The organism is Streptomyces sp. NPDC059534, assembly GCF_042743475.1.
Classification (GTDB): Bacteria; Actinomycetota; Actinomycetes; order Streptomycetales; family Streptomycetaceae; genus Streptomyces.
The window spans coordinates 1-19,412 of the sequence record NZ_JBHWAQ010000008.1 but is presented as its reverse complement, the minus strand read 5'-3'; the positions used below and the strand labels follow the sequence as shown (position 1 = coordinate 19,412).

The 19,412-nt window shown below is 74.3% G+C and carries 15 protein-coding genes and 1 pseudogene; 8 read left to right on the top strand and 8 right to left on the bottom strand.

What is annotated here, in order from left to right; all coding sequences use genetic code 11:
• Positions 1-143: 143 nt before the first annotated feature.
• On the bottom strand, positions 144-1,973 hold the full coding sequence (locus ACFVZH_RS12320) for an ABC transporter ATP-binding protein (protein WP_384896390.1): 1,830 nt from the start codon (positions 1,971-1,973) through the stop codon (positions 144-146).
• A gap of 143 nt (positions 1,974-2,116) precedes the next feature.
• Positions 2,117-3,814, bottom strand: a complete 1,698-nt coding sequence (locus ACFVZH_RS12315; RefSeq protein ID WP_384895989.1) for an ABC transporter ATP-binding protein — start codon at positions 3,812-3,814, stop codon at positions 2,117-2,119.
• Positions 3,815-4,072: 258 nt separating this feature from the next.
• Between ACFVZH_RS12315 and ACFVZH_RS12310 the strand changes: the two genes are divergently transcribed.
• Genes ACFVZH_RS12310 through ACFVZH_RS12295 form a run of 4 tightly spaced genes read left to right on the top strand, consistent with a single transcriptional unit; the run spans position 4,073 to position 8,760 of the window.
• On the top strand, positions 4,073-5,134 hold the full coding sequence (locus ACFVZH_RS12310) for a FecCD family ABC transporter permease (protein ID WP_384895987.1): 1,062 nt from the start codon (positions 4,073-4,075) through the stop codon (positions 5,132-5,134).
• A complete protein-coding gene (locus ACFVZH_RS12305; protein ID WP_384895986.1) occupies positions 5,131-6,300 on the top strand; it encodes a FecCD family ABC transporter permease in 1,170 nt (389 codons plus the stop codon). Before ACFVZH_RS12310 ends, ACFVZH_RS12305 begins: the two co-directional genes overlap by 4 nt.
• Positions 6,297-7,160, top strand: coding sequence for an ABC transporter ATP-binding protein (locus ACFVZH_RS12300; RefSeq protein WP_384895984.1), 864 nt, complete (start codon positions 6,297-6,299; stop codon positions 7,158-7,160). Before ACFVZH_RS12305 ends, ACFVZH_RS12300 begins: the two co-directional genes overlap by 4 nt.
• 25 nt (positions 7,161-7,185) lie before the next feature.
• Positions 7,186-8,760, top strand: coding sequence for an amidohydrolase (locus ACFVZH_RS12295; protein ID WP_384895982.1), 1,575 nt, complete (start codon positions 7,186-7,188; stop codon positions 8,758-8,760).
• A gap of 22 nt (positions 8,761-8,782) precedes the next feature.
• Here ACFVZH_RS12295 and ACFVZH_RS12290 read toward each other — a convergent pair whose 3' ends face one another.
• The 4 genes and pseudogenes from ACFVZH_RS12290 to ACFVZH_RS12275 form a co-directional block, all read right to left on the bottom strand.
• Positions 8,783-9,382, bottom strand: a complete 600-nt coding sequence (locus tag ACFVZH_RS12290; protein WP_384895980.1) for a sugar nucleotide-binding protein — start codon at positions 9,380-9,382, stop codon at positions 8,783-8,785.
• Positions 9,383-9,533: 151 nt separating this feature from the next.
• A pseudogene (locus tag ACFVZH_RS12285) lies at positions 9,534-9,641 on the bottom strand (hypothetical protein); the annotation flags it as partial.
• Positions 9,638-10,564 carry an adenosine kinase gene (locus ACFVZH_RS12280; RefSeq protein WP_384895978.1) on the bottom strand — a complete coding sequence of 309 codons (927 nt, stop codon included), beginning with the start codon at positions 10,562-10,564 and terminating at the stop codon, positions 9,638-9,640. The pseudogene ACFVZH_RS12285 and the gene ACFVZH_RS12280, both read right to left, overlap by 4 nt.
• Positions 10,565-10,828: 264 nt before the next feature.
• On the bottom strand, positions 10,829-11,803 hold the full coding sequence (locus ACFVZH_RS12275) for a GlxA family transcriptional regulator (RefSeq protein ID WP_384895977.1): 975 nt from the start codon (positions 11,801-11,803) through the stop codon (positions 10,829-10,831).
• 88 nt (positions 11,804-11,891) lie between these two features.
• On the opposite strand from ACFVZH_RS12275, the gene ACFVZH_RS12270 reads away from it, so the two are divergent.
• A complete protein-coding gene (locus tag ACFVZH_RS12270) occupies positions 11,892-12,839 on the top strand; it encodes an NADP-dependent oxidoreductase (protein ID WP_384896388.1) in 948 nt (315 codons plus the stop codon).
• Positions 12,840-12,978: 139 nt separating this feature from the next.
• Here the strand turns inward: ACFVZH_RS12270 and ACFVZH_RS12265 are convergent, their stop codons facing one another.
• Positions 12,979-13,743, bottom strand: coding sequence for a beta-glucanase (locus ACFVZH_RS12265; RefSeq protein ID WP_384895975.1), 765 nt, complete (start codon positions 13,741-13,743; stop codon positions 12,979-12,981).
• Positions 13,744-13,935: 192 nt separating this feature from the next.
• On the opposite strand from ACFVZH_RS12265, the gene ACFVZH_RS12260 reads away from it, so the two are divergent.
• The 3 genes from ACFVZH_RS12260 to ACFVZH_RS12250 all read left to right on the top strand — a co-directional run bounded on the left by ACFVZH_RS12260 (position 13,936) and on the right by ACFVZH_RS12250 (position 17,054).
• Positions 13,936-15,507, top strand: coding sequence for an FAD-dependent oxidoreductase (locus ACFVZH_RS12260; protein ID WP_384895973.1), 1,572 nt, complete (start codon positions 13,936-13,938; stop codon positions 15,505-15,507).
• Positions 15,508-15,556: 49 nt separating this feature from the next.
• Positions 15,557-16,276, top strand: a complete 720-nt coding sequence (locus ACFVZH_RS12255) for a TetR/AcrR family transcriptional regulator (protein WP_384895971.1) — start codon at positions 15,557-15,559, stop codon at positions 16,274-16,276.
• An 85-nt stretch (positions 16,277-16,361) separates the two neighbouring features.
• The gene (locus tag ACFVZH_RS12250; protein ID WP_384895969.1) at positions 16,362-17,054 is read left to right on the top strand and encodes a hypothetical protein; all 693 of its coding nucleotides are present in this window, start codon (positions 16,362-16,364) and stop codon (positions 17,052-17,054) included.
• A 96-nt stretch (positions 17,055-17,150) separates the two neighbouring features.
• On the opposite strand, the gene ACFVZH_RS12245 is transcribed toward ACFVZH_RS12250, so the two are convergent.
• Complete coding sequence (locus tag ACFVZH_RS12245; protein WP_384895967.1) at positions 17,151-18,710, bottom strand: polysaccharide lyase family 1 protein; 1,560 nt, start codon at positions 18,708-18,710, stop codon at positions 17,151-17,153.
• Positions 18,711-19,412 lie beyond the last annotated feature (702 nt).

Below are 19,412 nucleotides of genomic sequence, written 5' to 3'. Positions count from 1 at the left end.
CCGACAGGCCCGGTCGGGGCGACCGGGCCTCCCTGAACTACCGGACCGACGGGACCGATTCGGCCGCCCCGGCCGACCGCCCGGCCGGACCTGAAGGACCGACCGAGGGACCGATTCGACGGCCCCCGGCCGCCCCGACCGGCTCAGGCCGTCGGTGGTGTCAGCGCGTCGGCGTCCGGGGCCGGACGGGGAACGCGCTCCGTGGGTTCGCGGCGGCTGTCGGACCAGGCGGCCCACAGGTCGGCGTACCGCCCACCCACCGCGACGAGCTCCGCGTGGGTGCCGGTCTCGACGACCCGGCCGCGGTCGAGGACGACGATCCGGTCGGCGGTCGCGGCCTGGGGGAGGCGGTGGGCGACGACCAGACCCGTACGGCCCTCCAGGGCGCGGGCGGCGGCCTGCTCCAGGACGCGGGCGCCGGCGCTGCCCGCGTCGGCCGTGGCCTCGTCGAGCAGGGCGACGGGCGGGTCGGCGAGGACCAGCCGGGCCAGCGCGAGGTGCTGGGCCTGGGTCACGGTCAGGCGGTGGCCGCCCTCGCCGACGACGGTGGCCAGGCCCTCGGGGAGCGCCTCCGCCCACTCCAGGGCGCCCACCCGGTCCAGGGCCGCGCGCAGGGTCGCGTCGTCGGCGTCCGGCCTGGCGAGGCGGAGGTCCTCGGCGAGCGGCCCGGCGAAGACGTGCACCTCCTGGCTGATGAGGCTCACCGCCCGGCGGACCCCGGCAGGGCCCAGCTTCGCGGCGTCGACCCCGCCGAGCCTGATCGAGCCGGTGGTCGGCTCGTGGACCCCGGCGATGACCTTGGCGAGGGTGGTCTTGCCCGCCCCGCTGGCCCCCACCAGCGCCACCCGTTCCCCGTCGCGCACCTGGAGGTCGATCGCGTGCAGGACGGGCGTGCCGGTGCCGTACGCGTGACCGACCCCGCTCACCCCGACCGAGCCGTCGGCGGGGGCCGCGGTTCCCTCCGGCGCGCGCTCGGCGGGGAGGGCGGAGACGCCGACCAGGCGGGCGAAGCTCGCGCCGGCGGACTGCGCGTCGTCCAGGAGGAACAGGGTCGCGTTGACCGGGTTGAAGAGACTGTGGAAGTACAGCGCGGCGGCCGTGGCCGTACCGAGGCTGACGGCGCCGCGGTCGACCAGGACGAAGCCGGTGGCGAGCATCGCGGCGAGGCCGACGAACTCGGCGAGGTTCAGCCGGGAGAAGAACCCGGTGACGATGTGGATGCCCCGCAGGCCGAGGTCGCGCGCGGCCTCCGAGCGCCGCTCCAGGAGGCCGGTGTGGGGAGGGCCGAGACGGAACGCGCGGACGGTCCGCGCACCGCCGACGCTGTCGAGCAGCTGGTGCTGCAACGCGCCGGTGGCGACGCGGTGTTCGCCGTACACGGGGGCGGCGCGGCGCAGGTACCAGCGGACCGAGAGCACCTGGACCGGCGTGGCGAGCAACGCGGCGAGGAGGAACCGCCAGTCGAGGAAGGCGAGTCCGGCGAAGGTGAGCACGATGGTCAGCGCGGAGCGGCTGAACTCGGGCAGCGCCTGGCGCACCGACTTCGCGATCACGGTCACGTCGCTGGTCACCCGGGAGACGAGGTCCCCGGAGCCGGCCGCCTCGACGCGTTCCAGCGGGAGTCGCAGCGCCCGCTCGATGAACTGCTCGCGCAGCACGGCCAGTACGGTCTCGCCGAGGCGGGCGACGAGGGTGCTGCCGAGGGCGGCGGCCGCGCCCCGCACCACCGCGACGGCGATGAGCAGGACGAGCGGCAGGGTCAGGGCCGCCGCGCCCCGCCGCTCCACCACCAGGTCGACGATGTGGCCGAGCAGCGGTGCGGTCAGCAGGCCGATGCCGGTTCCGGCGACCAGGACGGCGAGCGCGGCGCCGGCGAGGAGCCGGTGGCCGTGCAGCATGGTGCGGAGCGCCGTGAGGGACTCGGCGCCGGTGGCGGTGGGCAGGAGCGCGCGGTCCTGGGGGCCGGTGCTCATGGTCTGTTCCGTCTCCGTCACGCGTCGTTCCTCATGGGTCGTCCCTCGTGCCTCGTCCGTGTCCGTGTAGGTGTCCGTGCCCGTATCGGTGTCCTTGCCGGTGCCTGCACTCGTACTCGCGTCCGTGGCCGCGTCCGTGGAGGTCATGCCAGCACCGTCGCGCGGTAGGCGGCGTCGGCGGCGAGGAGTTCGTCGTGGTGGCCGTCGGCCCGTACGGCCCCGTCGTCGAGGACCACCACGCGGTCGGTCACGGCCAGGAGCGCGGGGCTGGTGGTGACGAGGACGGTGGTGCGGTCGCGCCGCAGCTCGCGCAGCCGGCTCGCGATCCGGGATTCGGTGACGGTGTCGACGGCGGTGGTCGGGTCGTGCAGGACGAGGACGGGCCGGTCGGCGGCGAGCGCCCTGGCCAGGGCCACGCGCTGCCGCTGGCCGCCGGAGAGGGACCGGCCGCGTTCGGCGAGGAGGGTGTTCCCGCCGTCGGGGAGCAGCTGGGCCACGTCGTCGGCCGCCGAGGCCCGGAGGGCGCGGTCGACGGCCGCCGGGTCGTCGTCCGCTCCGGCCCGGACGTTCTCCAGGAGCGTGGTCTCGAACAGGTCCGCGTCGTGGTGGGCGACCAGGACCGTCCGGCGCAGCGCGTCGGGGTCGAGGGTGGCCAGGGCCACTCCGTCGAGCGCGACCGTGCCCCGGTCGGGGTCCCTCTCCCGGGCCAGGCAGAGCAGCAGGTCGGCGGCGGCGGCCGGGTCCGCGGTGACGACTCCGGTCAGGCTGCCGGCGGGCAGGTCGAGGTCCACGTCCCGCAGCGCGCCGAGCGACACCCCGCGCAGGGTGAGGCGGCCGGCGGCCGGGGCGGCCGGAACGGCGTCGCCGCCCTCGACGGTGACGGGGGAGGCGAGGACGTCGGCGATCCGCCGGGCCGAGGCCCGCCCTTGGGCGAGCTCGGCGTTGACGTACGTGAGCAGCTGGAACGGCCCGAGGAGGAACTGGGCGAGGCCCACGGCCGCCACGAGATCGCCCACACTGATGCTGCCGTCCATCGCGAGGTAGGCGCCCACGAGGCCGATCACGGCGATGAACACACCGGTCAGCGCGAGGATCGCGCCCTCGTGTCCGGCGCGGCTGCGGGCCGCGCGCAGGGCGGCGGCCAGCGAGTCGCGGCTCGTGGTGCGGTAGCGGGCGACGGCCGCCGACTCCGCGCCCATGCCCTTGAGGACGCGGAGCCCCGCGACCAGGTCGGCGGCGATGCCCGAGGCGTGGGCGGCGCGCTCCTGCTCGGTCTCGCTGCGGCGTTCGAGGGGCCGGCTGATGCGGTGGCCGAGCCAGAGCAGCGGGGGGATGCCGAGCAGGACGAGGAGGCCGAGCGGTACGGAGATCCTGAGCAGGGCGACGGCGCTGATCACGAGGGCGGCGACGGCGGACACCCCGTACGACAGGACGGTGGCCACCGAGCCCACCCGGCGGGCGTCGTTGGTGGCGATGCTGGTGAGGGCGCCGGGCAGCCGGTTCGCGTCGGCGCCGCCCCGGGGGTCGAGCACCCGGGCGGCCAGTTCCATCCGGAGCCGGTGCGCGGCGAGTTCGCCGGTGCCCTCGGTGATCCTGGCGCTCGTGCGGTAGCACGTGGACAGGACGAGGAAGAGGACGGCGAGGACCAGCAGCCAGCGCAACAGCGAGGCGGAGGAGCCGGTGGCCACCGCCGAGTCGATGACGACGCCGATGACCACCGGGACCAGTGCCTCGCAGCCCTGGTGGGTCATGCCGAGCAGGGACGCGGCGATGACGCGGCCGCGTTGCTCTCTGATCGCCCGTCGGAGGACAAGTCCCCCTGTCGGTGCGCCCGTTGGCATCAGCATCCTCCACGGAGACGTAGCGATTGGTTAGGTAAGCCTACTCTCACCTGGCGCCCTGGAGGTGGGGTCGAGAGGAGGTTCGAGGTGCTCGCGCGCGGCCTTCGGTGCGGGCCGGCGTCGCGCGTTGACCGGTCGATCGTGTTCGGTTAGCCTCACCTAAGTATCGGCCCGTCAGTTCTCTCCGACGGGTTGCGCCCGAAGCCCCAACTGCCGCCAGGGGAGCTGTCGTTGTCCGTCCAGTCCCGTGCACCCCGGGTGACGTCCGGAACCCACGACGACGGCCGGACCGGGAGACCCGAGCCACCTCGCGCCGGCCGCGCCGCAACGGCCCTCCGCGGCCTGGGCCTGGTCGCGGCCGCCGGGGCGCTGGTGCTCGTCGCGCTCCTCAGCGTGTGGGTCGGCACCCGGGGCATCCCCTTCACCGCCACCTGGGACGCCCTGTGGCACCCCGACGGGTCGGAGACGTCGGTGATCATCCACGACTACCGCGTCCCGCGCACGATCCTCGGCACCCTCGTCGGCGCCGCACTCGGCCTCTCCGGCGCCCTCATGCAGGCCCTGACGCGCAATCCGCTCGCCGACCCCGGCATGCTCGGCGTCAACCTGGGCGCCTCCGTCGGCGTGGTGGTGGCCATCGCGTTCTTCGGGATCGCCGCCCCGCTCGGCTACGTCTGGTTCGCCCTCGCCGGCGCCGCTGCGGCCTCCGTCGGCGTGTACCTCCTCGGCTCCTCCGGCCGGAAACTCGCCTCGCCCGAGCGGCTCGTCGTCGCCGGCGCCTCCGTCACGGCCGTGCTCTACGCCTTCAACTGGGCGGTGCTGCTGCTCGATCCGAGGGCTTTCGACCAGTTCCGCTTCTGGACCGTCGGATCCCTGGCCGGCCGCTCCCACGACATCGTCCTCATGATCCTGCCCTTCATCGGCGTGGGCCTGCTCCTCGCCCTCCTCCTGGCCCCCTCCCTCAACGCCCTGGCGATGGGCGACCAGTTGGGCCGGGCGCTCGGCGTGAACGTCGGCCGCACCCGTGCCCTGGGCGCCGTCGCCGTCATGCTGCTGTGCGGCGCCGCCACCGCCGCCGCCGGACCCATCGGCTTCGTCGGCCTCGCCGTCCCGCACGTCGCCCGGTTCGTCGTCGGCCCCGACCAGCGCTGGGTGTTCGCGTACTCCATGCTGCTCGCGCCCGTCCTCCTGCTCGGCGCGGACGTGCTCGGCCGGGTGCTCGGCGCCCCGGGCGAGGTGCAGGTCGGCATCGTCACCGCCTTCCTCGGCGCCCCCCTGTTCATCGCCCTGTGCCGCCGCCGAAAGCTGGTCATGCTGTGACTGCCGTACGGGGGCCGAAGACCCCCACGCCGGAACCCCCGCCCGGAACCGCCCCGGGACCGACGGCCGAGGCGACGCCCGGACCCGCGCCCGCGACCGCGCCGGGCACCGGGCGGCCGCCGCGGGTCGTCACCGGCCGTCTCGTCCGCACCCGCTCGGGCGGTCTCTCCGTGCTGGTGCGGGGCCGCGCGGCCGCCGTCACCGCCGGGCTCCTCGCCGCGCTCGTCGCCGTCATGGGCGTCAGCCTCACCACCGGCGACTTCGACCTGTCCGTGGGCGAGGTCGTCCGGGCGCTGACCGGAGACGAGTCCGGACCCGCCGACTTCGTCGTCAACACCCTGCGCATGCCCCGCCTCGTGACCGCGCTGTGCGTCGGGGCCGCGCTCGCGGTGAGCGGCGCCATCCTGCAGAGCATCACGGGCAACCCCCTCGGCAGCCCCGACATCATCGGCTTCACCAACGGCTCGGCCGTGGGCGCCCTCGTCGTGATCGTCGTCCTGCACGGCAGCATGACCCAGATCGCCGTCGGCGCCCTGGCCGGGGGCCTCGCCACCGCCCTCGCCGTCCACCTCCTCATGCTCGGCAGGGGAATCCAGGGCTTCCGGCTGGTCGTCGTCGGCATCGGCGTCAGCGCGCTGCTCCTCGCGGTCAACTCGTACCTGATCACCCGGGCCACCTTCCAGGAAGCCCTGGAGGCACAGGCATGGCTGATCGGCAGCCTCGGCAACCGGCTGTGGACGCACGCCCAGGCCATCGGCCTCGCCGTCGCCGTCCTGCTGCCGCTCGCCCTCCTCCTCTCCCGCCGCCTCGCCATGGTCGAGATGGGCGACACCACCGCCATGGCCCTCGGCGTCGACGTGGCCCGCACCCGCACTGTGCTGCTCCTCGTCGCCGTCGCCCTGGCCGCGTTCGCCACCGCCGTCACCGGCCCCATCTGGTTCGTCGCCCTCGCGGCGCCCCAGGTGGCCCGCCGGCTCACCCGGTCCGCCGGGCCGGCCCTGCTGCCGTCCGCCCTCATGGGCGCGGTCATGCTCGCCGTCAGCGACCTCGCCGTCCAGCGCCTGTTCGCGCCCGCGCTCCTCCCGGTGGGCACCGCGACCGGCTGCGTCGGCGGGCTCTACCTCGTCTGTCTCCTGGTCACCGAGTCGCGAAAGAGCCGCGCATGACTGCAACCGACCCTTCCGTCCCCCGCCTGCGCGCCGAGAACCTGACCCTCTCCTACGACCGGCGGACCGTGGCGACCGGCCTCGGCGTCGACATCCCCGACCGCTCCTTCACCGTGATCGTCGGACCGAACGCCTGCGGCAAGTCCACCCTCCTCACCGCCCTCGCCCGGATGCTCAGGCCCCGCGCCGGACAGGTCTACCTCGACGGCGCCGCCATCGGCTCCTACCGGTCCCGCGAGGTCGCCCGCCGGCTCGGGCTGCTCCCGCAGTCCTCGACCGCGCCCGGCGGCATCACCGTCGGCGACCTCGTGGCCCGCGGCCGCTACCCGCACCAGGGCCTGCTGAAGCAGTGGTCCGCCGACGACGAGGCGGCCGTCGTCGAGGCCATGCGGCAGACCGGCGTACTCGAACTCGCCGACCGGCCCGTCGACGACCTCTCCGGCGGCCAGCGCCAGCGCGTCTGGCTGTCGATGGTCCTCGCCCAGCAGACCCCGATCCTCCTCCTCGACGAGCCGACCACCTTCCTCGACATCGCCCACCAGGTCGAGGTCCTCGACCTGTGCGCCCGGCTGCACGCCCGCGACGGCCACACCGTCGTGGCCGTCCTGCACGACCTCAACCAGGCGTGCCGCTACGCCACCCACCTGATCGTCATGCGCCCCGGCGGCGTCATCGCGGCCGAGGGCGACCCGTCGACCGTCATGACCGCCGCACTGGTCGAGGACGTGTTCGGCCTGCCCTGCCGGATCATCGACGACCCGGAGACCGGCACACCGCTGATGGTGCCGGCGGCGCCCCGGCGGTACACCGGCCCCCTCGCCGACCCGGCCACCGGCACCGTGCCGGCCCCGACCCCCTGACGACGACGAACCGGACGGACCGACGATGCTCTGCACGCGGCTGACGAACGCGCACATCCTCACCATGGACCCCGACCACCCCGTCGCCCACGACCTCGGCATCTGGCGGGGCCGGATCGTCGGCCTGGACGCGGCCGTCACCTCGCTGCCCGCACGCGAGGTCGTCGACCTCCAGGGCGCCACCGTGCTGCCCGGGTTCGTCGACGCCCACGTCCACCTGGCGTGGGCCGGGCTGAAGGCCCAAACCCCCACCATCGCCCCCTGCGAACGCGTCGAGGACGTGCTCGCCGTCGTCGCGGAAGCCGCGCGCGGGCGCGCCCCCGGCTCCTGGGTCGACATCGCCGGATACGACCAGCGGGCCCTGGGACGCCACCTCACCGCCGCCGAACTCGACCGGGCCGCCGCCGGCCGGAAGGTGTTCGTCATGCACGACTCGGGCCACGCCTGCGTGGTCAACAGCGCCGTGCTCGACCTGCTGCCGCCCGACGTCCCGCACCAGGACGGCTTCCTGGCCGAGAGCGCGATGACCGCCGTACGCCGCCTCCGGCTGCTGTACTCCCAGGAGGAGCTGGCCGACGCGATCGAGCACGCCGGGCGCGCCTGTCTCGCCGAAGGCATCACCGCCTGTGCCGAGGCGGGCATCGGCGGCGGCCTCCTGGGGCACAGCCCGGTGGAACTCGGCGCCTACCAACTCCTCAGGGACCAGGGCCGGTTGCCCCTGCGGGTCCAGCTCATGCCCGCCGGCGACACCCTGCGGCCGCGAGACGCCCACGCCGACGACGGCATCCCGCGCGCCCTCGACCTCGGCCTGCGCACCGGCTTCGGCGACGACTGGCTGTCCCTGGGCGCCCTCAAGATCTACACGGACGGCGGCATGATGGCCCGCACGGCCGCGCTCACCGCCCCCTACGAGGGCACCGACCACACCGGACAGCTCCAGGACGACCCCGAGGCGCTCACCCGGTTCGTCGTGGACGGCCACCTCGCCGGCTGGCAACTGGCCGTCCACGCCATCGGCGACCGCGCCGCCGACCTCGCCCTGGACGCCCTGGAGCGCGCGCAGACGCTCCGGCCCCGCCCCGGCGCCCGGCACCGGATCGAGCACGCCGGGCTGATCCGGCCCGACCAGCTCCCGCGCTTCGCGCGGCTCGGCGTCAGCGCCGTCGTCCAGCCCAACTTCCTGCGGTACTTCGGCGACGACTACGCCGACATCATGGGCGAGGTGCGGGCGCCGTGGATGTACCGGGGCCGGGGCTTCCTCGACCACGGCGTCACCCTCGTCGGGAGCTCCGACCGGCCCGTCACCGACGGCTCCCCGCTGCGGGCGATCCAGTTCATGGTCGAGCGCGCCTCCCTCTCCGGCCGGCGCATCGGACCCGACGAGGCCGTCACCGTCGACGAGGCCCTGCGCGCCTACACCGTCGCCGGCGCGTACGCCTGCCACTGGGACGACGGCGCGGGCAGCCTCGGCCCCGGCAAGCGCGCCGACCTGGTGGTGCTCGGGGACGACCCGCGCCGGGTCGACCCCTCGCGGATCGGTGACATCGAGGTCGCCGCGACGTTCGTCGACGGCCGCCGCACGGACGGCGGGAAACGGTGAGCACACGACGGCGCGACGCCGGCTAGGAGGTGCTCCCGTCCGGCAGGAACAGCGGTGCCAGGGCCTCGGCGGCCTCGGTCACCGTTCGCAGCGGTGTCCGGTCCATCCCCGGCACGGACGCCAGGAGGGTGCTGGACAGACAGGTGTTCTCCGGTCGCGACGCGTAGCGGCCCGAGGACCGGGGGACCGCGCGCACCAGCTCCGGCGGGGCGCCCAGGGCGCGGGCGACGGTCCGGGCCCGGTCCGCGCGGGAGACACGGTCGGGCCCGCCGAGGTGGAGGAGCGGGGGGAGGGCGCCGGGGTGTCGCAGGAGCGTCGCGGTGACCGCCGCCACGTCGTCGACGAGGACCGGGGTGGTCCACTGGTCGCCCGGCGCCTCCACGGGCTCGCCCCGGGCGAGCCGGTGGGCGCAGGAGGAGAAGAAGTTCGGCCACTTGTCGTGGCCGGCCGGCTCGTGCCCGTAGACGAGGCTGACGCGCAGCACCGTCGCCGGGGAGACGGCCCGGGAGAGCAGCAGGAGTTCGGCCGCCCGCTTGGCCGCCCGTCCGGCGGGAGCCGCCCGCCCGGGCCCACCCCTCGTGGTCGGCGTCCGAACCCCAGGTGTTCCAGCAGCCGTTGACACAGGACGAGCCGCCGAGGACGCGGCCGCGGATGCGGTGGACGGGCGCGTGCCGCTCCCAGACGTCGTCGCGCGGGAGCGCGTGGGCGTCGAGCACCTTCTGCGGCCAGTCGTCGGGGCGGGGGCCGTAGTCGGGGCCCGCTTCGACGAGGCAGACGGTGCGCCCGGCGTCCTCGCTCAGGCGGGAGGCGAGCACACAGCCGGCGACGCCGCCGCCGAGGACGACGACGTCGTACGCGTCGGCGGGTGGGGCGGCCGTCATCGTCCTCCCTCCGCGCGGCCCGTCAGCGCGTCGGCCTCGCGGAGCAGCGAGGCGCGGTCGATGGCGTCGCTCCCGGTGGCCGGCACGGTGCAGGCGTAGGCGCCGGCGATCGAGCCGTAGAGGGCGCACCGGTCCAGGGCCTCGCCCGCGAGGCGGCCGAAGAGGAAGCCGGAGGCGAAGGCGTCGCCCGCGCCGTTCGAGTCGACGACCGGTTCACGGGGTTCCACGGTCGGGACGTGGACGAGCCCGTCCGCACTGAGCATGTACGCGCCGTCGGCGCCCGCGGTGGCGACGACGACCTCGGCCCGTCCCCGCTCCAGGATGCGGTGCATGGTCTTGTCCCGGTCCGCCAGGGCGGTGGTGGAGACGAAGACGATGTCGGCGCCGTAGGCGAACGGCTCGTGGTAGGGGTTCTCGCCGTCCCAGTTGTGCAGGTCGGTGGAGATCGTGAGGCCCGCCTCGCGCAGCCGGGGCAGGGTGAAGGCGCACGGATAGGTGATGGAGACGTGCGCGTGGCGGCTGGCCGCCGCCAGGGAGCCGACGAGCTCCTCGGGCAGCCGGTCGGACTCCTGCGAGCGGCTGTCGTCGTAGAGCGAGAGGCGCCGGCCGTCGGGGCCCACGAGATTGACGGCCCGCTTCGTTCCGCCGGGCAGCGGCACTTCGGTGAAGCCGATGCCCCGGTCGCGGTGGAAGGCCCGGAGCAGTTCGCCGGAGGGGTCGTCGCCGATCATGTCGAGGTGGTGCGTCCGCAGCCCCAGCGAACTCAGGCCGAGTGCCACGAAGTCGCCGGTCTGCCCGGCGCGGGTCTCGATGCCCGGCCGGATCATGTAGCTGTCGGCGTACGGGAGCGGGAGCTCGGGAACGTACACGATCGTGTCGACGCCCGACCCTCCTAGGACGAGGACGTCGTACTCGCTGCTCATCGCTGTTCCTCTCGTGCGCGAGGGAAGGAGACCGACCCCTGCGCGCGGGCAGCGCGGAGGGGCCGGTAACTACCTCTGATCGCTGGTGAGTTAAGCAGTCGATGACGTTGACAGCAAGATCTTGCTGAATGTTTCAGAAAGATGTTGCGGTGAGGGGTGTCGCGAGCGGCCGGACGTCCTCGCGGACGCCGGCGCCGCACGTCCTCGCGCACGTCGTCCTCGTGGATGTCCTCGTGCGCGAAGGGGCCCCGGCCGCCCGGCGGTTCAGACTCCCGCCCCCTCGGGGGCCGGTGTCACCCCGCCGCGGAAGGTGCGGCGGTAGGCGAGCGGGGAGACGCCGATGGCGGCGTGGAGGTGCTGGCGCAGCGAGGTGCCGGTGCCGAAACCGACCTGGCCGGCGATGTCGTCCACGGCCAGGTCGGTGGATTCCAGGAGGTGCCGGGCGTGCGCCACCCGCTGCTGGATCAGCCACCGCCCGGGGCTCATGCCGACCTCCTCGTCGAACCGCCGGGCGAACGTGCGCAGGCTCATCCGCGCGTGCGCGGCGAGCTCGGTCAGGGTGATCGGGGCGTCGAGGTTCTCCAGGGCCCACTGCCGGGTCGCGGACGTGTCGTTCGCCGTCGCCTCGGGCACGGGCTGCTCGATGTACTGGGCCTGCCCGCCGTCGCGCCACGGCGGCACGACGCAGGTGCGGGCCACCCGGTTGGCGACGGCGGTGCCGTGGTCCTTGCGTACGAGGTGGAGGCAGACGTCCACCCCCGAGGCGGCGCCCGCCGAGGTCAGCACGGACCCGTCGTCGACGAAGAGGACGTCGGGGTCGAGGGCGACCTCCGGGTACCAGGAGCGGAAGGTGTCCGCGAGCGCCCAGTGGGTCGTGGCGGGGCGGCCGTCCAGCAGTCCCGCGGCGGCGAGGACGAAGGCGCCGGTGCAGATCGACACGAGCCGGGTGCCCGGCGGCAGGGCGGCGAGCGCTTCGGCGGCGCCGGCGGGCAGCTCGCGGGAGAGGCGGCCGGTGTCGAAGGGCGGCAGGACCACGGTGTCGGCGGTGGCCAGCACCTCGGGGCCGTGCTCGACGGTCACCGAGAAGTCGGCGTTGGTGCGGACCGGTCCGCCGTCCACCGAGCACGTCACGACCTCGTAGAACTCGTCGGCGGCGCCGAAGACGCGGCTGGGAATGCCCAGCTCGAAGGGGTACACCCCGTCCAGGGCGAGGACGACGACGCGATGGCGCCGACTCATGGCAGAATCCCTTCGAAAGATGGCATTCATGCCATGGTACGCGGCGGGACCGGCCGGGAGGCTGGTGACCATGACGAATCACCGCACCATGCGCGCCATGAGCCAGGACGTCCACGGAGCCCCCGAGGTGCTCCGGGAGACCGTGCTGCCGCGCCCCGAACCGGGCCTCAACGAGATCCTCGTCGCCGTCCGCGCGGCCGGGGTCAACCCGACCGACTGGAAGCACCGCTCCGCCGGCCTCTTCCTCGACCGCCTCCCGCTCGTCCTCGGCTGGGACGTCTCCGGCGTCGTCGAGGCCGTGGGGTACGGCGTGACCGTGTTCAAGCCGGGCGACGAGGTCTTCGGGATGCTGCCCTACCCGTACGGCGTCGGCTCCCACGCCGAGTACGTGACCGGCCCCGCCCGCGCCTTCGCCCACAAGCCGGCCGGCCTCGACCACGTCCAGGCCGGTGCCCTGCCGCTCGCCGCCCTCACCGCGTACCAGGCGATCGTGGACACCGCCCGGGTCGCCCCCGGGCAGCGTGTGCTGATCCACGCCGCCGCCGGCGGCGTCGGCCACCTCGCCGTCCAGATCGCCAAGGAACGCGGCGCGTACGTCATCGGCACCGCGAGCGCCCCCAAGCACGACTTCGTGCGCTCCCTCGGCGCGGACGAGGTGATCGACTACCGCACCACCGACTTCGCCGAGGTCGTCCGGGACGTCGACATGGTCCTCGACCCCCTCTCCGGCGACACCCGCGTCCGCTCCCTGGGCGTCCTGCGCCCCGGCGGCACCCTCGTCTCCCTCCTCCCCGGCACTGACCCTGACGAGCCGGCGAAGGCCGCGGCGCGCGGCGTCCGCGTCGAGACCCTCCTCGTCGAGGCCGATCGCGCCGGGATGAACGCGGTCGCCGCCCTCGCCGGGTCCGGCGCCCTGCGCGCCCATGTCGAGGCGGTCTTCCCGCTCGCCGACGCGGCCAAGGCCCACGCCCTCGGCGAGACCGACCGCACCTCCGGCAAGATCGTCCTGGTCGTGGAGGGCACGGACGGCGCCTGACCGCACCGGCCCCGGCCGCCCCGCGGCGGCCGGGACCCCGACCGGAGGCGGGAGCGGCGGCAGGGGCGGAGGCGGGAGCGGCGGGACCGGAGGCGCGAGCGGGGGCAGGGCCGTCGGTCGGGAGCGGTCCCGGCGCGCGTCACGCCGTTCGCCGGGGCGTGCGGTCGGAGCGCGGGCGGTACACCCGCAGCCCCGTCACCTCGTACGACATCTCCGACGTCCCCGCCTCGGGGGCCGGGTGGTAACGCCCCGCGCAGACCGACAGGTTCACGATGAGGTGGGCCCGCCAGGCGCGCCCCACCCCGCGGCGGTCGTCGAAGACGCGCGCGCCGTTGACCCACCAGACCACCGAGCGGGCACCGAACTCCACCCGGAAGTCGACCCACGCCCCCGGCCGGACGGCCGGGTCCCGGAAGTAGTGGTAGCGCCCCCGGATCCGGTTGGAGAGTTCGAGCAGGTCGGGGTTGTCGGGGTGGTACTCGAAGACGTCGATCTCCTGTCCGCCGTCGAGCCAGGTCCAGATCGCCGGCCAGGCCCCCGTCTCCTCCGGCAGGCGCACCCGCGCCTCCAGGATGTCGCCCGCGCGCACCAGGAACCCTTCCGGGCTGCCCTCCGTCGTGAGCAGTCCGGCGTTCCAGTCGCCGTCCGGGCGGCGGGTCGCCCGGAAGACGCCGGTACGGCTGTAGGCGGGGTCCTCGACCAGGTGGTCGAGCTTGTTGTCGCCGTGGTTGGTCGGCCCGCCGTCGGGATAGGCCCAGGAGTGCCCGGCGATCCACTGGGCGGCGGAGGAGAAGTCCGCTTCGAGCACGAGTTCTCCCGGCCGCGGCTGCGGGACGGACGCGGTCCCTCCCGGGTCGCGGCCGGTCCCCCGTCGCAGGAGCCGGTCGAAGAGGTCGGTCAGCACGGCACGCTCCTTTCGCGCGGGCGTCCACCGGCCCGCGGGCGATCTGTCCCACCTTGCCCGGTGTGCGGGGTGGTCATCCGCGATTGGCGACAAGTCGTCACGAGGCAAGGGCGGCGCCACCCCTGTTATTTCGGATACGCTGTATCCGTTAATGATGCGGGTCCCCGCCCGGGGGCCGACGAGGGGAGCGCCATGAACACATCGACCACCCGGCCCGACACCGACGTGATCGTCGTCGGCGCCGGCCCCGTCGGACTCGCCCTCGCCCTCGACCTGGCCCGCCGCGGCGTCGCCGTACGGATCCTGGAACGCGACGGGCGCGGCTTCGAAGGCTCGCGCGCCAAGGGCATCCAGCCCCGCACCCTGGAAGTCCTCGACGACCTCGGCCTCGCCGCGGCCGCCCTCGCGGCCGGGGGCGCCTACCCTCCGATGGGGCTGCACTTCGGCCCCTGCGCCGCGACCTGGCGGATGCACGCCACCGCGCCGGACACCGCCGGCACCCCGTACGCCGACGTCCTCCTGCTCCCCCAGTACGCCACCGTCGACCTCCTCCGCACCGCCGTCGAACACCTGGGCGTACGGGTGGAGTTCGGTGTCCGGGTGGACGGGGTCACCCAGGAGGACGACACCTGCGCGGTACGCCTGGACGACGGCCGGCTGCTCACCGGCCGGTACGTCGTCGGCGCGGACGGCGGCTCCAGCGCCGTGCGGAAGGTCGCGGGCATCGCCTTCGAGGGGACCACCGACGAGACCGACCGGATGGTCCTCGTCGACGCCGCCGTCGACGGCCTCTCCCGCGACCGCTGGCACATCTGGCCCCGCGCGCGCGGCCGCAGCGTCGCGGCCTGCCCGCTGCCCGGCGGCGACCGCTTCCAGATCATGATCAAGGTGCGGCCGGGTGAGGCCCTCGCCGCCGCGGACCTCACCGACACCGCCCTCGCCGCCCTCTTCCGCCGCCGGGTCGGCCGCTCCCTCACCCTGCGCGACATCAGCTGGTCCTCGGTCTTCCGCCCCAACGTCCGCCTCGCCGCGCGCTACCGCGACCGCCGGCTCCTGCTGTGCGGCGACGCCGCCCACGTCCACACACCCGCCGGCGCGCAGGGCCTCAACACCGGCGTCCAGGACGCCCACAACCTCGGCTGGAAACTCCAGCAGGTCCTCGCCGGCGCCGCCGACGCCCTCCTGGACAGCTACGAGGACGAGCGCCGCCCCGTCGCCGCCCAGGTCCTCGGCCGCTCCACCGAACTGTACGAAGGGCTCCGCCGCCCCCGGCCCGGCCGACTCACCCGCGGCCAGGACGAACACCAGCTGGGCATCTCCTACTTCGGCGGCCCCCTCGCACCGGCGGACGCCCCCCGCACCGCGACCCTCCGCTGCGGCGACCGGGCCCCCGACGCACCCCTGCCCCACCCCACACCCACCGCCCACCGGCTCTTCGACCTCTACCGGGGCCCGCAGTTCACCGCCCTCGCCTTCGGCCCCCGCGCCGCCGCCGCCCTGGACCGCCTCCCCTGGCCGGACGCGGGCGCACCGCTACACCGCCACACCGTCCTCACCGACACCACCGCCCGTACACCGGGCGAAGCGGCCCTGCTCACCGCGTACGGCATCTCCGAGGACACCGTCCTGCTCGTCCGCCCCGACGGCCACATCGGCGCCGTCGCACCCGTGGACGGGACCGGCGACGTGCGGCTCCCCGCCCCGTTCGGGCCGCCGGACACCGGCGGGTACGGTGTCCACCGCACCCCCGACGGCCGCCGGTAGCCGCGCACGGCCCGGCGCCACCGCACAGCGAGAGAGAGCCCCCACCCCCATGGCCGCCACCCCACCACCCCCCGGCAGCCCCGCCTGGTGGGCCGCACGCCGCGCCCCCGCGCCCCCTCCCACCGCGGAGCGGCGCCGCGGCCGCCCCTCGCTCGACACCGCGCACATCGTCGACACCGCCCTGCGCCTCGTCGACGAGCACGGCACCCAGGCGTTCTCCCTGCGCATGCTCGCTGACGCCCTGAACTCCGGGACCGCCACCCTCTACCGCCACTTCGAGGGCAAGGACGAGATCCTGGCGTACGTCGTCGACCGCGTGCTCGGCGAGACCGTCCTCGACGACCTGGCCGACCGCGCCGACTGGCGGGACGCGCTCACGGTCACGGCCCACCGCTTCCACGACACGCTGCGCCGCCACCCCCACACCCTGCCGCTGCTCATGGCCCAGGTGCCCGTCGGCCCCCACGGACTGGCCCAGCGCGAACGCGTCCTCGGCGCGCTCCTCGCCCACGGCCTTCCGGCGGACCTCGCCGCCCGCGCCTTCACCGCCGTCACCCACTACGTCATCGGCTTCACCGCCCAGCAGCACGGCCCGGCGGCCGCCCCCGACGAGGGCCCCCGGCTCGCCGCCTTCTACCGGGGGCTCGACCCGGCCACGTACCCCGCCCTCCTCCAGGCGGCCCGGTCCCTCACCTCGGTCTCCGTCGACGAGGAGTTCGCCTTCGGGCTCGGCCTGCTCGTCCACGGCCTCGCCCACCTCCACCCCTGAGCGATCCCCTCCATCCCGGAGCGATCCCTTCCACCCCTGAGCGGTCCCCTCGCAACGGTGACCGCCGCGGATCGTTGACCACGCCATGAGACATGTCATCGCGCGGCGGCGCCTCCGCCTCCTGGGCACCACCGTGGCCGCCCTGCTGCTGGCCGTCGCCGGCGGCCAGAGCACGACGTACGCGCACTCCGGGGCGGGGGACTGCCCGGCGGCGGAGATCTTCGCCACCGACAACACCTCGGTCATCACCGATCCGGACGACCCCCGGCTCGACACCCGTCTGACGCGCTTCGGCCACGAGGTACGCGCGATCGTCCGGGCCCACGGCGCCCGGCCCGGCGCCTCCGAACTCCTCGACGGCGTCTTCTGGTCCGACGAGCTGAAGCAGGCCACGTACGAGCGCTCCCGCGAGTTCGACGTGGACCGGGTGGGCCGCGACGGGCTGCGCCACATCGCCGGAGTCGTCGCCAAGCGGTACGAGCAGGAGTCCGTGCTCACCTTCCGCTGCCTGCCGCGCACGTCGCCGGAGACCGCCGCGGCGGAGATCGAGGTGCCCGGCGTCTCCGCGAGCGCCCTGCGCGCGGCGCTGCTCGCCGACCCGGAGGCCCGCGACCGGCTCGTCGGCGGATCGGTCACCCTCGGCGGCCGGCTGATCCTCGTCGCCCCGCTCGCGGACCTGCCGCTCGCCCGCGCGTTCACGGCCGGGCTCGGCGCCGACTGGGACGGGGCTCAGGTGCGGTACGGCGACCGCGAGTTCGTCGGCCGAGCCGGCCGGTGAGATGAGCGCGGTCCCCGGCGCCGAGGCGCCGGGAACATGACGAAGCCCGCCGGGTCCGGGGATGCCGGACCCGGCGGGCCGCCTGGTCGTGCCGCGTCAGGCGTAGGTCTCGAACTCCGCGACCTGGGGTGTGCCGGTCGAACCGGTGATCTCGAAGGTGATCTTGCCGAGCGCGGTACGGGCGAAGGTCAGCACGCCCGCGCCGCTGCCCGAGGACAGGACGGCCCCGGTGTCGGCGTTGACGAGCCGCCAGGAACCGATGCGGCCCGTGGCGCCCGGTGCCTCCTTGATGACGACGGTGGACACGGTGGTGGGGGAGCCCCACTTGATCGAGACGGAGCCGGTCGGGCCGGCCGGCGACCAGTAGGTGCTCAGGCTGCCGTCCCGCACGTTGCCGTAACTCGTGCCGTCGGCCTTGCCGGAGCCGTCGGACCCGGCACCGATGCTGAGGTTGGTCCCACCGGGCGGGGTCGTGGTGGGCGGGCTGGTGGGAGTGGTCGGGGTCGGGGTGGGTGTCGAGGTCGCGGTCGCCGTCGGGCTCGGGGTCTGGGGCGAGCAGGCGCCGTCCGACACCAGCAGGCCCTTGCCGGCGCCCGCCGTCCGGCTCACGACGTCCGGCACGCAGCTCGCCGCGTCCGGGCTGAAGGCGTACGGGATGGTGACGGTCGTGTTGGACTGCGGGTCGGGGCCCGCCGGGTTGTTCTCGGTGCCGCGGCTCGACCAGGTGACGTTGTCGTAGATGTTGCCGCTGACCTGCCAGTACCCGGCGGCGTCGGTGTAGAAGGTGCCCAGGACGTCCTTGGAGTCCTCGAAGTAGTTGTTGTCGACCCTGGCGCGGGCGCCGGCCCGCGAGTTGATGCCGGACTCGTTCAGGCTCAGGTAGTGGTTGTTGTACATGTGGGCCGTGCCGCCGCGCAGCAGGGGGGCGCGGGAGTCGATGTTCTCGTACAGGTTGTGGTGGTAGGTGATGAAGCTGTTCGACAGGTCGGTCTCACTGGAACCGACGAGGCCACCGCGGCCGGAGTTACGCAGAATGCTGTAGGACAGGGTCACGTACTGGGTGTTGTCCTTCATGTCGAAGAGGCCGTCGAAGCCCTCGGACTCGCCGCCCGACGCCTCCAGGGTGGTGTGGTCGACCCAGACGTTGCGGACGGTGCTCTCCATGCCGATGGCGTCGCCGCCGTTGGACGTGGGGGAGCCGGACTTCTTGACGTTCCGGACGGTCACGTTCTGGATGATGATGTTGGCGGCGTCTCGCAGGTGGATACCCAACTGGTCGAAGACGGCACCACTGCCGACCCCGACGATGGTGACGTTGCTGATCTGCTTGAGCTCGATCACGCCGGCGGCCGTGTTGCAGCTGTCGCCCGACACCTTGGCGGTGTTCCCGTGGTTGATGGTCCCTTCGACCTGGATGGTGATCGGTGTGCTGCTGCCGGCCCGGCCGCACAGGGCCGCGTGGATCTCGGTGCCCGTGGTGGCTCGGACGGTCTGGCCGCCCGCGCCGCCCGTGGTGCCGCCGTTCTGGGTCGCGTAACCGGTGACGCCTCCGGTCGCCGCCGATGCCTGGGGCATCGTCAGGACCACACCGGTCACGGCCGCCAGGGCCATCGTCGCCAGCGCCGCGTGGAGTCGCGGTGCGACTGGTCGTCTCATCCTCGCCTTCCTTTTCGTGAGTGTTTCCTCGGGTGCATCTGGGGTCGCAGAGAGCGGAGAAAGCGCTTTCTGTCCGCGACCCTAGGGTTGCCCCTTCCTGGCTGGCAAGGCTCTGTGATGTGGCGGAATTGTGCCGAAGATCGCGACCACCGCCGATTAACCGGCAGACCGCGCAAGGGTGTTGGGGTGTCACCGCGTCAAGTCACGCCAGGTGGCACCCTTGTTCGGGCCCGCCGCTCCGCGCGGGGCGGGCCGGCTTGTCCGCAGGACGGGCGATCCGTCAGGGCGAGGGCACGTTCCCGCGTCGCCTCGCCGGCGGACGAGGATGCGCGGGCATGCGTATACGTTCCCCGCTCACCGCGGCCGCCTGCGTCGCTGCCGGTGTCGCCCCCCACCCCGTAGTCCTGGGCAGACCGGCCGCTGATCCGGCCGGGGCTTGGGACTGGTGGGCCCGCATGCTCAGGGCCCGCGTATGGGCCATGGTGTCGGTCGATCGTCACCCTGTCTCGGTGCTCCGCGGCATGAGGTCCGCCGCGGGCACCGGGATACCGGCAGCTCTCGCCCAAAGGGCAACGCCGAGGAACGAGGGCCTCCCGCCTCGGGCCTCGGTACTGGTGGGCTCGCGTATTCAACTGTCGTGAGTATTGCTGCCAAAGCGTCGGTGCAGTCACTGTCTGTTGGGGTGCCGCAGGTCATGGTCTG

What these genes read in the sequence shown, in the direction of transcription:
- ACFVZH_RS12270 (WP_384896388.1), top strand. Translation starts at nt 11,892, where the DNA reads ATGCGCGCCATGAGCCAGGACGTCCACGGAGCCCCCGAGGTGCTCCGG.
- ACFVZH_RS12280 (WP_384895978.1), bottom strand. Translation starts at nt 10,564, where the DNA reads ATGAGCAGCGAGTACGACGTCCTCGTCCTAGGAGGGTCGGGCGTCGAC.
- ACFVZH_RS12300 (WP_384895984.1), top strand. Translation starts at nt 6,297, where the DNA reads ATGACTGCAACCGACCCTTCCGTCCCCCGCCTGCGCGCCGAGAACCTG.
- ACFVZH_RS12315 (WP_384895989.1), bottom strand. Translation starts at nt 3,814, where the DNA reads ATGCCAACGGGCGCACCGACAGGGGGACTTGTCCTCCGACGGGCGATC.
- ACFVZH_RS12275 (WP_384895977.1), bottom strand. Translation starts at nt 11,803, where the DNA reads ATGAGTCGGCGCCATCGCGTCGTCGTCCTCGCCCTGGACGGGGTGTAC.
- ACFVZH_RS12250 (WP_384895969.1), top strand. Translation starts at nt 16,362, where the DNA reads ATGAGACATGTCATCGCGCGGCGGCGCCTCCGCCTCCTGGGCACCACC.
- ACFVZH_RS12245 (WP_384895967.1), bottom strand. Translation starts at nt 18,710, where the DNA reads ATGAGACGACCAGTCGCACCGCGACTCCACGCGGCGCTGGCGACGATG.
- ACFVZH_RS12260 (WP_384895973.1), top strand. Translation starts at nt 13,936, where the DNA reads ATGAACACATCGACCACCCGGCCCGACACCGACGTGATCGTCGTCGGC.
- ACFVZH_RS12320 (WP_384896390.1), bottom strand. Translation starts at nt 1,973, where the DNA reads ATGAGCACCGGCCCCCAGGACCGCGCGCTCCTGCCCACCGCCACCGGC.
- ACFVZH_RS12255 (WP_384895971.1), top strand. Translation starts at nt 15,557, where the DNA reads ATGGCCGCCACCCCACCACCCCCCGGCAGCCCCGCCTGGTGGGCCGCA.
- ACFVZH_RS12295 (WP_384895982.1), top strand. Translation starts at nt 7,186, where the DNA reads ATGCTCTGCACGCGGCTGACGAACGCGCACATCCTCACCATGGACCCC.